Source organism: Bacillus sp. YP1 (assembly GCF_000877815.1).
GTDB lineage: Bacteria > Bacillota > Bacilli > Bacillales > Bacillaceae > Bacillus > Bacillus subtilis.
The window spans coordinates 2,786,401-2,800,080 of sequence record NZ_CP010014.1; the positions used below are offsets into that span (position 1 = coordinate 2,786,401).

Annotated in this window: 8 protein-coding genes, 8 tRNA genes, 3 rRNA genes and 1 riboswitch; of the genes, 2 read left to right on the plus strand and 17 right to left on the minus strand. The window is 47.6% G+C overall.

The genetic code is table 11. The annotated features are described in order from the left end of the window. Positions 1–2: 2 nt before the first annotated feature. From QF06_RS13745 to QF06_RS13795, 11 genes are all read right to left on the minus strand, one after another. Positions 3–79, minus strand: a tRNA-Pro gene (locus QF06_RS13745). A 15-nt stretch (positions 80–94) separates the two neighbouring features. Further along, positions 95–171: transfer RNA gene (locus QF06_RS13750), tRNA-Arg, on the minus strand. A gap of 9 nt (positions 172–180) precedes the next feature. Continuing rightward, positions 181–266: transfer RNA gene (locus tag QF06_RS13755), tRNA-Leu, on the minus strand. A 14-nt stretch (positions 267–280) separates the two neighbouring features. Then, positions 281–355, minus strand: a tRNA-Gly gene (locus tag QF06_RS13760). A gap of 5 nt (positions 356–360) precedes the next feature. After that, positions 361–447 (minus strand) — tRNA-Leu (locus QF06_RS13765). Positions 448–457: 10 nt separating this feature from the next. After that, a tRNA-Lys gene (locus tag QF06_RS13770) sits at positions 458–533 on the minus strand. Positions 534–570: 37 nt separating this feature from the next. Beyond that, positions 571–646, minus strand: a tRNA-Thr gene (locus QF06_RS13775). 32 nt (positions 647–678) lie between these two features. After that, positions 679–754 (minus strand) — tRNA-Val (locus QF06_RS13780). 22 nt (positions 755–776) lie between these two features. Further along, a 5S ribosomal RNA gene (rrf, locus tag QF06_RS13785) occupies positions 777–892 on the minus strand. Positions 893–947: 55 nt separating this feature from the next. Next, positions 948–3,875: ribosomal RNA gene (locus tag QF06_RS13790) — 23S ribosomal RNA — on the minus strand. Positions 3,876–4,045: 170 nt separating this feature from the next. After that, positions 4,046–5,595: ribosomal RNA gene (locus tag QF06_RS13795) — 16S ribosomal RNA — on the minus strand. Together the 16S, 23S and 5S rRNA genes with 8 tRNA genes alongside form the textbook arrangement of a ribosomal RNA operon. A gap of 464 nt (positions 5,596–6,059) precedes the next feature. Next, a riboswitch (TPP riboswitch) is annotated at positions 6,060–6,161 on the plus strand. 99 nt (positions 6,162–6,260) lie between these two features. On the opposite strand from QF06_RS13795, the gene thiT reads away from it, so the two are divergent. Further along, positions 6,261–6,839 (plus strand): energy-coupled thiamine transporter ThiT, encoded by a 579-nt coding sequence (gene thiT / locus QF06_RS13800; protein WP_003228966.1) that lies wholly within the window; start codon positions 6,261–6,263, stop codon positions 6,837–6,839. Between the two features lie 41 nt (positions 6,840–6,880). On the opposite strand, the gene QF06_RS13805 is transcribed toward thiT, so the two are convergent. Genes QF06_RS13805 through QF06_RS13815 form a run of 3 tightly spaced genes read right to left on the minus strand, consistent with a single transcriptional unit; the run spans position 6,881 to position 9,494 of the window. Next, positions 6,881–7,402, minus strand: coding sequence for a GNAT family N-acetyltransferase (locus tag QF06_RS13805; protein ID WP_041850603.1), 522 nt, complete (start codon positions 7,400–7,402; stop codon positions 6,881–6,883). 17 nt (positions 7,403–7,419) lie between these two features. Beyond that, positions 7,420–8,949 carry a flotillin lipid rafts scaffold protein FloT gene (floT, locus tag QF06_RS13810; RefSeq protein WP_015384468.1) on the minus strand — a complete coding sequence of 510 codons (1,530 nt, stop codon included), beginning with the start codon at positions 8,947–8,949 and terminating at the stop codon, positions 7,420–7,422. Positions 8,950–8,969: 20 nt separating this feature from the next. Beyond that, positions 8,970–9,494 (minus strand): NfeD family membrane protein, encoded by a 525-nt coding sequence (locus tag QF06_RS13815; protein WP_026113746.1) that lies wholly within the window; start codon positions 9,492–9,494, stop codon positions 8,970–8,972. Positions 9,495–9,661: 167 nt separating this feature from the next. Between QF06_RS13815 and QF06_RS13820 the strand changes: the two genes are divergently transcribed. After that, positions 9,662–10,150 carry a DinB family protein gene (locus QF06_RS13820; protein WP_003242867.1) on the plus strand — a complete coding sequence of 163 codons (489 nt, stop codon included), beginning with the start codon at positions 9,662–9,664 and terminating at the stop codon, positions 10,148–10,150. Positions 10,151–10,155: 5 nt separating this feature from the next. Here the strand turns inward: QF06_RS13820 and QF06_RS13825 are convergent, their stop codons facing one another. The 3 genes from QF06_RS13825 to betB form a co-directional block, all read right to left on the minus strand. After that, entirely contained in the window at positions 10,156–10,734 is a 579-nt protein-coding gene (locus QF06_RS13825) for an MOSC domain-containing protein (RefSeq protein WP_003228953.1), read from the minus strand. An 87-nt stretch (positions 10,735–10,821) separates the two neighbouring features. Beyond that, on the minus strand, positions 10,822–12,030 hold the full coding sequence (gene gbsB, locus QF06_RS13830; RefSeq protein WP_003243227.1) for a choline dehydrogenase: 1,209 nt from the start codon (positions 12,028–12,030) through the stop codon (positions 10,822–10,824). A gap of 16 nt (positions 12,031–12,046) precedes the next feature. After that, entirely contained in the window at positions 12,047–13,519 is a 1,473-nt protein-coding gene (gene betB, locus QF06_RS13835; RefSeq protein ID WP_029318514.1) for a betaine-aldehyde dehydrogenase, read from the minus strand. Between the last annotated feature and the right edge of the window lie 161 nt (positions 13,520–13,680).

The window sequence follows — 13,680 nt, forward strand, 5'->3', positions numbered from 1 at the left end:
AATGGTCGGGAAGACAGGATTCGAACCTGCGACCCCATGGTCCCAAACCATGTGCTCTACCAAGCTGAGCTACTTCCCGATTTCATATAGATCATGGCGCGCCCGAGAGGAGTCGAACCCCTAACCTTTTGATCCGTAGTCAAACGCTCTATCCAATTGAGCTACGGGCGCAACACTTAATGCCGAGGGCCGGACTTGAACCGGCACGGTAGTCACCTACCGCAGGATTTTAAGTCCTGTGTGTCTGCCAATTCCACCACCCCGGCGTGGATGGTATAGTTGGAGCGGAAGACGGGATTCGAACCCGCGACCCCCACCTTGGCAAGGTGGTGTTCTACCACTGAACTACTTCCGCAGAAATGGTGCGGATGAAGGGACTTGAACCCCCACGTCTGTAAAGACACTAGAGCCTGATTCTAGCGCGTCTGCCAATTCCGCCACATCCGCAACATGTAAATGGTGAGCCATGAAGGACTCGAACCTTCGACCCTCTGATTAAAAGTCAGATGCTCTACCAACTGAGCTAATGGCTCTTCTTACAAGAGACTTGAATATTATATCATATAAAAGTGGTGCCGGCAAGAGGACTTGAACCCCCAACCTACTGATTACAAGTCAGTTGCTCTACCAATTGAGCTACACCGGCATATATGTAAAACCGATATGTATAATGAAAAATGGTGGAGGATGACGGGCTCGAACCGCCGACCCTCTGCTTGTAAGGCAGATGCTCTCCCAGCTGAGCTAATCCTCCATACTTGCACTAACGTGCAATTGCTTGGCGGCGTCCTACTCTCACAGGGGGAAACCCCCGACTACCATCGGCGCTGAAGAGCTTAACTTCCGTGTTCGGTATGGGAACGGGTGTGACCTCTTCGCTATCGCCACCAAACAAATTGAGAGTGTTCTCTCAAAACTAGATAACAGGTGTGACATCATTCAAAAATATGGTTAAGTCCTCGATCGATTAGTATCTGTCAGCTCCATGTGTCGCCACACTTCCACCTCAGACCTATCAACCTGATCATCTTTCAGGGATCTTACTTCCTTGCGGAATGGGAAATCTCATCTTGAGGGGGGCTTCATGCTTAGATGCTTTCAGCACTTATCCCGTCCGCACATAGCTACCCAGCGATGCCCTTGGCAGAACAACTGGTACACCAGCGGTGCGTCCATCCCGGTCCTCTCGTACTAAGGACAGCTCCTCTCAAATTTCCTGCGCCCGCGACGGATAGGGACCGAACTGTCTCACGACGTTCTGAACCCAGCTCGCGTACCGCTTTAATGGGCGAACAGCCCAACCCTTGGGACCGACTACAGCCCCAGGATGCGATGAGCCGACATCGAGGTGCCAAACCTCCCCGTCGATGTGGACTCTTGGGGGAGATAAGCCTGTTATCCCCGGGGTAGCTTTTATCCGTTGAGCGATGGCCCTTCCATGCGGAACCACCGGATCACTAAGCCCGACTTTCGTCCCTGCTCGACTTGTAGGTCTCGCAGTCAAGCTCCCTTGTGCCTTTACACTCTGCGAATGATTTCCAACCATTCTGAGGGAACCTTTGGGCGCCTCCGTTACCTTTTAGGAGGCGACCGCCCCAGTCAAACTGCCCACCTGACACTGTCTCCCCGCCCGATAAGGGCGGCGGGTTAGAAGGTCAATACAGCCAGGGTAGTATCCCACCGATGCCTCCACCGAAGCTGGCGCTCCGGTTTCCAAGGCTCCTACCTATCCTGTACAAGCTGTACCAACATTCAATATCAGGCTGCAGTAAAGCTCCACGGGGTCTTTCCGTCCTGTCGCGGGTAACCTGCATCTTCACAGGTACTATAATTTCACCGAGTCTCTCGTTGAGACAGTGCCCAGATCGTTGCGCCTTTCGTGCGGGTCGGAACTTACCCGACAAGGAATTTCGCTACCTTAGGACCGTTATAGTTACGGCCGCCGTTTACTGGGGCTTCAATTCGCACCTTCGCTTACGCTAAGCGCTCCTCTTAACCTTCCAGCACCGGGCAGGCGTCAGCCCCTATACTTCGCCTTACGGCTTCGCAGAGACCTGTGTTTTTGCTAAACAGTCGCCTGGGCCTATTCACTGCGGCTCTCTCGGGCTTGCACCCTAACAGAGCACCCCTTCTCCCGAAGTTACGGGGTCATTTTGCCGAGTTCCTTAACGAGAGTTCTCTCGATCACCTTAGGATTCTCTCCTCGCCTACCTGTGTCGGTTTGCGGTACGGGCACCTCTCACCTCGCTAGAGGCTTTTCTTGGCAGTGTGGAATCAGGAACTTCGCTACTATATTTCGCTCGCCATCACAGCTCAGCCTTATGGAAAACGGATTTGCCTATTTCCCAGCCTAACTGCTTGGACGCGGATATCCAATACCGCGCTTACCCTATCCTCCTGCGTCCCCCCATTGCTCAAATGGTGAGGAGGTGGTACAGGAATATCAACCTGTTGTCCATCGCCTACGCCTTTCGGCCTCGGCTTAGGTCCCGACTAACCCTGAGCGGACGAGCCTTCCTCAGGAAACCTTAGGCATTCGGTGGAGGGGATTCTCACCCCTCTTTCGCTACTCATACCGGCATTCTCACTTCTAAGCGCTCCACCAGTCCTTCCGGTCTGGCTTCACAGCCCTTAGAACGCTCTCCTACCACTGTTCGAAGAACAGTCCGCAGCTTCGGTGATACGTTTAGCCCCGGTACATTTTCGGCGCAGAGTCACTCGACCAGTGAGCTATTACGCACTCTTTAAATGGTGGCTGCTTCTAAGCCAACATCCTGGTTGTCTAAGCAACTCCACATCCTTTTCCACTTAACGTATACTTTGGGACCTTAGCTGGCGGTCTGGGCTGTTTCCCTTTCGACTACGGATCTTATCACTCGCAGTCTGACTCCCAAGGATAAGTCATTGGCATTCGGAGTTTGACTGAATTCGGTAACCCGGTAGGGGCCCCTAGTCCAATCAGTGCTCTACCTCCAAGACTCTTACCTTGAGGCTAGCCCTAAAGCTATTTCGGAGAGAACCAGCTATCTCCAGGTTCGATTGGCATTTCACCCCTACCCACACCTCATCCCCGCACTTTTCAACGTGCGTGGGTTCGGGCCTCCATTCAGTGTTACCTGAACTTCACCCTGGACATGGGTAGATCACCTGGTTTCGGGTCTACGACCACGTACTCATGCGCCCTATTCAGACTCGCTTTCGCTGCGGCTCCGCATCTTCTGCTTAACCTTGCACGGGATCGTAACTCGCCGGTTCATTCTACAAAAGGCACGCCATCACCCGTTAACGGGCTCTGACTACTTGTAGGCACACGGTTTCAGGATCTCTTTCACTCCCCTTCCGGGGTGCTTTTCACCTTTCCCTCACGGTACTGGTTCACTATCGGTCACTAGGGAGTATTTAGCCTTGGGAGATGGTCCTCCCGGATTCCGACGGAATTTCACGTGTTCCGCCGTACTCAGGATCCACTCAGGAGAGAACGAAGTTTTGACTACAGGGCTGTTACCTCCTATGGCGGGCCTTTCCAGACCTCTTCATCTACCTCGTTCTTTTGTAACTCCGTACAGAGTGTCCTACAACCCCAAGAGGCAAGCCTCTTGGTTTGGGCTAATCCCGTTTCGCTCGCCGCTACTCAGGGAATCGCATTTGCTTTCTCTTCCTCCGGGTACTTAGATGTTTCAGTTCCCCGGGTCTGCCTTCTCATATCCTATGAATTCAGATATGGATACCACTCCATTACGAGTGGTGGGTTTCCCCATTCGGAAATCTCCGGATCAAAGCTTGCTTACAGCTCCCCGAAGCATATCGGTGTTCGTCCCGTCCTTCATCGGCTCCTAGTGCCAAGGCATCCACCGTGCGCCCTTTCTAACTTAACCGTTAAAAAGAATCACTATGTGATATCTTGTATTACTAATTGAATGTGATGTCTACTGTTATCTAGTTTTCAAAGAACACGTTTCGAAGGAATGATCCTTCAAAACTAAACAAGACAGGGAACGTTCTGTTTATAAGACCCAAGGTCTTATATTCCGTATAATATCCTTAGAAAGGAGGTGATCCAGCCGCACCTTCCGATACGGCTACCTTGTTACGACTTCACCCCAATCATCTGTCCCACCTTCGGCGGCTGGCTCCTAAAAGGTTACCTCACCGACTTCGGGTGTTACAAACTCTCGTGGTGTGACGGGCGGTGTGTACAAGGCCCGGGAACGTATTCACCGCGGCATGCTGATCCGCGATTACTAGCGATTCCAGCTTCACGCAGTCGAGTTGCAGACTGCGATCCGAACTGAGAACAGATTTGTGGGATTGGCTTAACCTCGCGGTTTCGCTGCCCTTTGTTCTGTCCATTGTAGCACGTGTGTAGCCCAGGTCATAAGGGGCATGATGATTTGACGTCATCCCCACCTTCCTCCGGTTTGTCACCGGCAGTCACCTTAGAGTGCCCAACTGAATGCTGGCAACTAAGATCAAGGGTTGCGCTCGTTGCGGGACTTAACCCAACATCTCACGACACGAGCTGACGACAACCATGCACCACCTGTCACTCTGCCCCCGAAGGGGACGTCCTATCTCTAGGATTGTCAGAGGATGTCAAGACCTGGTAAGGTTCTTCGCGTTGCTTCGAATTAAACCACATGCTCCACCGCTTGTGCGGGCCCCCGTCAATTCCTTTGAGTTTCAGTCTTGCGACCGTACTCCCCAGGCGGAGTGCTTAATGCGTTAGCTGCAGCACTAAGGGGCGGAAACCCCCTAACACTTAGCACTCATCGTTTACGGCGTGGACTACCAGGGTATCTAATCCTGTTCGCTCCCCACGCTTTCGCTCCTCAGCGTCAGTTACAGACCAGAGAGTCGCCTTCGCCACTGGTGTTCCTCCACATCTCTACGCATTTCACCGCTACACGTGGAATTCCACTCTCCTCTTCTGCACTCAAGTTCCCCAGTTTCCAATGACCCTCCCCGGTTGAGCCGGGGGCTTTCACATCAGACTTAAGAAACCGCCTGCGAGCCCTTTACGCCCAATAATTCCGGACAACGCTTGCCACCTACGTATTACCGCGGCTGCTGGCACGTAGTTAGCCGTGGCTTTCTGGTTAGGTACCGTCAAGGTACCGCCCTATTCGAACGGTACTTGTTCTTCCCTAACAACAGAGCTTTACGATCCGAAAACCTTCATCACTCACGCGGCGTTGCTCCGTCAGACTTTCGTCCATTGCGGAAGATTCCCTACTGCTGCCTCCCGTAGGAGTCTGGGCCGTGTCTCAGTCCCAGTGTGGCCGATCACCCTCTCAGGTCGGCTACGCATCGTTGCCTTGGTGAGCCGTTACCTCACCAACTAGCTAATGCGCCGCGGGTCCATCTGTAAGTGGTAGCCGAAGCCACCTTTTATGTTTGAACCATGCGGTTCAAACAACCATCCGGTATTAGCCCCGGTTTCCCGGAGTTATCCCAGTCTTACAGGCAGGTTACCCACGTGTTACTCACCCGTCCGCCGCTAACATCAGGGAGCAAGCTCCCATCTGTCCGCTCGACTTGCATGTATTAGGCACGCCGCCAGCGTTCGTCCTGAGCCAGGATCAAACTCTCCGATAAATGGATCACAGGTTAAGTTCACCGCATCCTGCGGCGACACCTGTGTGACCTGCGTCGTGCAGGCCCTAGTTTGACTGACTACGCACATCGCTGTGCGATTTATAAAAATGAATTAACAGGTACGTTTTGTCTTGTTTAGTTTTCAAAGATCATTTCGTCACTTCTCAATGAAGCAGCTTTACTAATATAACATTCAGCTTCTTTTTTGTCAACAACTTTTTTCAAGTTGTTTTGAAGCATCTAGTTTGTGTCCGCTGTGCATCAGCGACGTTTAATAATATAACACCTCTATTTATTTATTGCAATAGTTTTTTTAAAAAATCTATAAAACAAATAAACTATAATCCTCGCCATGATTTCTAAAGCGTGTGTATCATATAACTTTCTTAAAAGAACATATACATCAGTCATGTGATCTTGTTGTTTTTTTCGTTTTCTTGTATAGTAGAAACGAACTAAATACTGATGACCACAAGGGGAGCATTAAAGCTGAGAGTGAGCGGTTTCGTTCTGACCCTTTGAACCTGTTAGTTAACGCTGGCGTAGGGATGTGGCAAAGTCAAATGAATTGCAGATCGTAAAGCAGTGCGTGGAACTTTTCTCATCCTTCCGCGTGCTGCTTTTTTGTTGTCCTTTTGGTTGTCTGTCAATGGAAGGAGATAGATATGAATCAATCTAAGCAACTGGTTCGCCTTATTGAAATTGCCATTATGACAGCGGCAGCCGTTATTTTAGACATTGTCTCAGGAATGTTTCTTAGCATGCCTCAAGGAGGCTCGGTCTCCATCATGATGATTCCGATCTTTTTAATTTCGTTTCGCTGGGGTGTCAAAGCAGGTCTTACTACAGGTTTGTTGACAGGTCTAGTACAAATAGCAATCGGAAACTTGTTTGCTCAACATCCTGTACAGCTATTGTTAGATTACATTGTCGCTTTCGCGGCAATCGGCATAAGCGGCTGTTTCGCTTCTTCAGTCCGTAAAGCCGCTGTATCAAAAACAAAAGGGAAATTGATTGTTTCAGTGGTCAGCGCAGTTTTTATCGGCAGTTTGCTGCGCTATGCCGCGCATGTCATTTCAGGAGCTGTGTTTTTCGGCAGCTTTGCTCCAAAAGGAACACCGGTATGGATTTATTCTTTAACTTATAATGCGACTTACATGGTACCTTCATTCATTATTTGTGCAATTGTCCTATGTTTATTATTTATGACAGCACCCCGTTTGCTTAAAAGTGACAAAGCGTAAAAGTAACAATCCCCCAGCGAATTCCGCTGGGGGATTGTTCGTTATCTGTTAAGAAGTGTTTTTAAAGCTGAAAGATCCAGCCAGCCAAGACCTACTTCTTTCAGCCTTACTCCGGCAATTTCAAAGTTGTCCTCCGCTACTCTTTCAGGTGAATAGGCCTGATAAAATATAATCGAGGGATTCTGCTCAATAACCCAAACAAACATACTTGAAAAACCATGTTGATGCAAAAACTCCGCTCCTTTTGCTAAGAGCGCCCTGCCTGCACCTTGCCGCTGGCGCTCTTCCAGAAGATAAATAGCGTATAACTCGCCGTCATAGCCTTCTTGTTCAGAGCGAATAGGTCCAAATGAAGCAAAGCCGAATACTGAACCCTTTTCGTCCTGAGCAACAAATACTCCTTTTAACGAGCGACTTTTCCATTTGTCTTCAAATTCCTTATAGTTCAGGCTGTTTAAATAATCAATCGGGATAATTTCGTGGTATGTTGTCCTCCAGCTGTCTACATGCACTTTTGCAATGTCCTTTATATCCTCTAACTTCGCTTCACGTACAGTTACCATACGGTTCTGCCCTTTCCTTACTCTGATTTTTGGATCGTTTTGGCTTCTTTGATTTCATTTGTTAATTCATTAATGCTTTGTTTTACGTTTCCTTTTCCTGAAAAGTTCTCAAGCATTTCTTTTACATCAATTCCCGAGGATGCTTTTAAACTTTCTTGCAGACTTGACATTAAGTTCGTCGCATAGCTGGTTACTTTGTTTGCTCCGCTTGATTCACCGCTTCCTCCTGTATCGACAACGGTGATTTTATCAATATTTGAAAGAGGTGCGGCTGCTTGTTTCGCGTATTCCGGAAGCATTTTGACAATCATATCGAAAATCGCCGCCTGCCCGTACTGTTCAAAGGCAGCCGCAATTTTCTCTTTTGCTTCCGCTTCTGCAAGACCTTTCAGGCGGATAACCTCTGCTTCTGTCTCTCCTTTCGCTTTTTCCGCTTCTGCTTTTGCTAGCCCGTCAATTCTTACTTTTTCCGCCTCAGCCTTTGCCATTGCTTCTATACTGTACTTCTTGGCATCGGCTTCCGCGAGCTGTTTGGCTTTCTCAGCTGCTGCGGACTGCTCAACAGAATAACGGTCTGCATCGGCTTTTTTCTTTACCTCTGAGTCGTATTGACGTTCACGGCGAAGAATTTCTTTTTCTTCTAGTTCTATTTGTTTTTGGCGTTCGATAATTTTAACCTGCATTTCCTGCTCTGTGACTTGCTGGCGCGCTCGGGCAGTCTCTAAATCATATGCTTGGTCGGCATTCGCTTTTGCCGTATCTTGTTCTCTGCGGAATTCAGCCATTTTGAGCTGATTGAGTTTTTCAGCTTCAGCGATTTCCGTCGCCCGTTCAAGTTCTGATTTTTTTGCGTCTTTATCGGCTTCTGCCCGCTTAATTCGGGTTTCTTTATCAGCCTCTGCTGTTGCGATATCAGCATCGCGTTTTACTTGGGCAATTCTCGGTTTCCCTAATGATTCAAGATAACCGTTTTTATCACGAACATCTTTAATGGTAAACGAGACGATTACAAGCCCCATTTTCGCGAGATCCTGTGAAGCGACACGCTGCACCTCTTGAGAGAATTTTTCTCTGTTTTTATAGATTTCTTCTACTGTCATTGAGCCGAGAATGGAACGAAGGTGGCCTTCTAAAACCTCCCGCGCTTCCTGCTCACGGTCGTCTTTTGATTTCCCTAAAAATTGTTCGGCCGCTGTAGCGATTTCTCCTATAGAACCGCCGATTTTAATAATCGCAGTTCCATCGGCCATTACTGGCACTCCTTGTTCTGTATAGACTTCAGGTGTCGAAACATCGAGTTTGCTTGATAATAAGCTTAGCGGCTCTGCCTGCTGGAAGACGGGAAGGACAAAGGTTCCTCCGCCGCGGACGATTTTAATACGGTTGCCGCCTTCATCGACATGAACATTTTTATTGCCCAGATAGCTCCCTGTTACAATTAACGCTTCATCAGGCCCTGCTGTACGATACTTCGTAATAAACACAGCTATTAGTGCAATTAATAAAAAGAATACAACTCCGATGATCATTATAATCGGCATTGTCATATCAAATTCCTCCTTGTATGTTAAATGGGTTCATGCGGAGTAACCGAAAGAACTCCGTTGTTAATATCTACGACTAACACCGTTGTCCCGTAACTGATCTGCTGATTATCAAAACTGACCGCTGACTTTGAAATGGTCCCGCCTATCCCTTCTATGACCACTTCACCAAACCCGTCAACCGGCACAGCTGTAATCACTTTACCGAGTCTTCCTCTGAGATCATCTTCTCTATATGCCAATGATTCTTCTGCAGATGATAATGGTACCAGTACAAAGATGTGAAGCAATACCACCAGCATGATTGAAAGGATGCAAGATAAAAGCGCAATCAGCAAGCTCGACAGAGGCAATACGAGTTCACCTATATATCCGCCCGCTGAAAAACATGTGAAAAATGAGAGCACTAATGTCGGATTAAGAAACGGAATGCCTTCTGGCAGCCCTGCAAATACATCTCCGAAAAACAGGAATAACAGCGTAAGGCTGCCCGCAATAATAAGCGTATAAAGATACATTGTTTGTATAGGTACTCCAAATAACTCCAATTTCCTCATCCTTTCTTCATCAATGCATTGATGAACGGCTGCCGTTACCATTTATACGGGACTCCCCGGGAAAAGTTTCAAAATTTTAAGACAAATAACCCGTTTGAAGTGCTTTATAAATGATAATTGCTTATATATATGGTAATGTCATTTTAGGAGGAGATATGATGAGTATCTTTAATGAAGCCAGATTAGAAACGTGGAACGAATTGAAAGGACTTTCTGACGAAAAGCTGAACCAAAAGCCTTCTGCTGAAGAATGGAGCATACGGGAAGTTCTTGACCATTTGAAAAAAATCGATATGACCGCACAAAAAATGTTGAAGGAACGTGTAAAGGACGCTCCGATTAAAGAAATTGAAGAAAAACCGCTTGAGGTAGCACAGGACAGAAATAATAAACGGAAAGCCCCGAGTCATCTTGAGCCTGCGCATGATTTTATTTCAGGCAGCCAAATGAAACGTGAGCTTGATGTGGTAAGAGAGCAGCTGACTGCTGCGATTGCCTCTCTGAAAGAAGAAGATTTTGAAAGAGTGCTTCCGCATCCCGTGTTTCAAGAGCTGACTGTCAGACAGTGGATCGATTTTATCGGCCATCATGAAAAACGGCACCTCAGCCAAATGAAAGAAATTAAAGAAAAGATAGAAAGGGCCTGATTTAATCAGACCCTTTCTGCTTTTCGTTTGACTTTTCGCTGATAGGAATGAACTTCTATTTCATCACCTGTGTAAACAGCACCAGGTCTCTCCACAATACAGACAATCCCTCTAATGCCCAGTGCGTGGCGGACGAAAGCCGGCGCCAGCTTCGGTTGGTCCGGATAATAAGACTGAATGACTTCTCCCGGCTGGATACACGGATCATTTTCGCCCTCACACAGCAGAGCCGCTCCGCTCGGAAAAATAATCCGGCTTCCTTCTTTTAATGAAGTAAGATCTGGCATACCGCTGACTGCCACATTCGCCCCGAGCCATTCCGGCAAAATTCTCGGCACTCCCATTTTTAAAGCGATTTCGTTGCATTCCTCTATTGAAACAATTGAAATTTGTCTGCGGTTGAAAATTTCAGTCCCTCTTGAAAACATTGGTTCTCTGGCTCCCGCTTTTTTGGTCAGGCCAAAATGCAAGTCGCCGGGGATGCCGCCATAATCAAAATCAAGCTTGTCCATTTGCTTTGTTACGAAGCTTTTTGTATCTGCGATATATAAGCCTTCCGCTTTTGCAGTCATACGCTTCCACATCAGCTGGCACCTTCTTTCTTATCTAAAATTTCCACCTATGCTTCATTATCCCAAAAAATCCCGCTCTGTAAAGGAGCGGGATTTTGATTATACCGTTTTAGGCGTAAGGTTAAAGCAGCGCTTGTAGATCCAGTTGTATGCTTTTTCATTTAAATCTCTAGGGTTTCCGAAGGTTTGCGGATCTTTCATTGCTTCTTTAGACAAGCGTTCGATCATATCAGGTGATACTCCCTGCTCTTCTAAAGTCGGCACTTCTAAATCTTCGACCAGATCATACATCCAATTGACAGATGCTTTCGCAGCTTCTTCTGTTGTCATCTTGCTTGTATCAATACCGAACGCTTTCGCAATACGCGCAAACTTCTCAGGATAGCCCTTCCAGTTGTATTCCATGACAGGGCCCATCATCGCCGCTACACATTGGCCGTGAGCGACTGGGATAATACCGCCAAGCGTTTGGCTCATCGCATGAGCCGCGCCCGCTGATTCACTTCCGTAAGAAAGACCGGCAAGCATCGCTGCCTGCGCCATTCCGTACCTCGCTTCCAGATCCTCTCCGTCAGCAAATGCCCTCTTAATGTAATGAGCGGCATACTCAATCGCCATTAGGGCAACCGCATCCGTGATTGGCTGTGCAAATTTCATTGTATAGCACTCAATGGCATGGGCGAGCGCATCAATTCCCGTCATAGCTGTTACATGCGGAGGCATTGAAACATGAAGCTCAGGATCAATGATGGTCAAGTGCGCTGCAATCAGCGGACCGCCCGTGTTGAATTTGAATTCTCTTTCTTCATCTGTGATAACCGCCCATTGGGTTACTTCTGATCCTGTTCCAGCTGTAGTGGGAATTGTCGTCAGCGGAGGAATGCGGTTTTCCAGCGGTTTTTTCCCATCTGCCGCTTCATAATCAAGCACGCTTCCTTCGTGAGTCGCTTCTACTCCGATTGCTTTTGCTGTATCCATGGAGCTTCCGCCTCCGACTGCCACCAAACCATTACAGTTCTCTTTTTTGTAAAGCTCAGATCCTTCATTCACCAGACGGACAGGCGGGTTTGGCTCAACTTTATTAAAGAGCACCACTTCAATGCCTGCTTCTTTAAGTGATTCGATTACAGGATCAGCAACACCGGCTTTATAAATCCCTGGGTCTGTGACAAGGAGCGCTTTTGATACGCCCAGTGCAGCTACTTCCTCACCCGTATGCTTGATGGCTCCGATTCCATGCTTAATCACAGTCGGAATTTCAAATGTGTGGAATTTCTGCATGCTTTCTACCTTCATATTTAATGTCATCATCAATCTCCCCCTCTTATGAATTAAACCAGTTAACCGCTGCCGGTTTTGTATTGCGGTATACATGTTTGACTTCTGTGTATTCTTCAAGGCCTATCTTTCCAAGCTCGCGTCCGAACCCGGATTGCTTATATCCGCCCCATGGCGCTTGTGCAAAGTACGGATGAAAATCGTTGATCCAAACGGTTCCCATTCTCAAGCGGGCTGCTACCCGTTCGCACTTTTCAATGTCTTTTGACCATACCGCTCCAGCCAAGCCATAGATGGTATCATTCGCAAGCTCGATTACCTCTTCTTCAGAGCTGAAGGTTTCGACTGTCAATACAGGACCGAAAACCTCTTCCTGAACGATTCTCATGTCAGAATTACAGTTTGAGAAAATAGTAGGTTCATAGAAAAAGCCGTTTTGAAGCTCAGGATCTTCCGGGCGTTTGCCTCCTGTCTCCAGCTTCGCGCCTTCCTCTATTCCGATCTCAACATATTTTTCTACCTTTGCCCTGTGCTCCGCCGAAATAAGCGGACCGCTTTCTGTCTCAGCATGAAAACCGTTTCCGAGTTTTATGCGTTTTGCCCGTTTGACCAGCTCCGCCAAAAATTGATCATGAATGGCATCCTCAACAAGCAAGCGGGAACCTGCAGAGCATACTTGGCCGGCGTGGAAAAATACAGCGTTTAAGGCCTGATCAACCGCAACTTCTAAATCCGCGTCCTTGAAAACAATATTTGGGTTTTTCCCGCCAAGTTCAAGGGCGATTTTTTTGACGTTTCCGCTTGCCGCCCGCATGATTTTTTTGCCTGTTTCAATTCCGCCCGTAAACGAAATCAAATCGACGTCTTTGTTTACGGCAAGCTCGTCGCCCACTGTGGCTCCCGGTCCAAGGACAAGATTTGCGACACCTTTTGGTACACCGGCTTCTTCCATCAGCTTAAAGACTTTGATTGTCGTCAGCGGCGTAATCTCACTCGGCTTCATGACGATTGTGTTTCCTGCAGCCAGTGCAGGGGCGATTTTCCAGCTCGCTTGAAGGAGCGGATAATTCCATGGAGTGATCTGGCCGCAAACCCCGATTGGCTCTCTAATAATTTTGCTTTCTGAATCAGGAATCGGAGATGAAATGATCTCTCCGCCATCTTTGTCTGCCAAGCCGGCGTAATATTGAAAAACATTGGCGATATCGTCCATATCGGCCTTGCTTTCTTCGAGTGTTTTTCCTGTATCAAGAGATTCAAGCTCAGCCAGCTCCTCAAGATCGCGTCTGATTAATTCCGCAATTTTCAGAACAATTTTCCCGCGTTCAAGCCCGGATAGCGCAGACCATTCTCCTTTGTCAAATGCTCTGCGTGCGGCTGCGATTGCTTTGATGGCGTCCTCTCGCCCTCCCTCGCTTACAGTTGCAATTTCTTCTTGATTAAATGGGTTGATAATACTGCGGATCTGTTCTTTTTCGGCACTGATCCATTCTCCGTCAATGAATAATGTTTGACTCATATAAGCCTCCTTGACGTAAATAAAGTTTGTTAAATAAAAATTTAATGTTTTTAACAACCTTAATCTAACACATGGTTTTTAAACTGTCAAAGTCCCATTTCGATTTTTCTTTTTGACTTTTCCTCATGTTTGGTTAAGATAAAGAACATAAAGAAATAACT

What these genes read in the sequence shown, in the direction of transcription:
- thiT (WP_003228966.1), top strand. Translation starts at nt 6,261, where the DNA reads ATGAATCAATCTAAGCAACTGGTTCGCCTTATTGAAATTGCCATTATG.
- QF06_RS13805 (WP_041850603.1), bottom strand. Translation starts at nt 7,402, where the DNA reads ATGGTAACTGTACGTGAAGCGAAGTTAGAGGATATAAAGGACATTGCA.
- floT (WP_015384468.1), bottom strand. Translation starts at nt 8,949, where the DNA reads ATGACAATGCCGATTATAATGATCATCGGAGTTGTATTCTTTTTATTA.
- QF06_RS13820 (WP_003242867.1), top strand. Translation starts at nt 9,662, where the DNA reads ATGAGTATCTTTAATGAAGCCAGATTAGAAACGTGGAACGAATTGAAA.
- QF06_RS13825 (WP_003228953.1), bottom strand. Translation starts at nt 10,734, where the DNA reads ATGTGGAAGCGTATGACTGCAAAAGCGGAAGGCTTATATATCGCAGAT.
- gbsB (WP_003243227.1), bottom strand. Translation starts at nt 12,030, where the DNA reads ATGACATTAAATATGAAGGTAGAAAGCATGCAGAAATTCCACACATTT.
- betB (WP_029318514.1), bottom strand. Translation starts at nt 13,519, where the DNA reads ATGAGTCAAACATTATTCATTGACGGAGAATGGATCAGTGCCGAAAAA.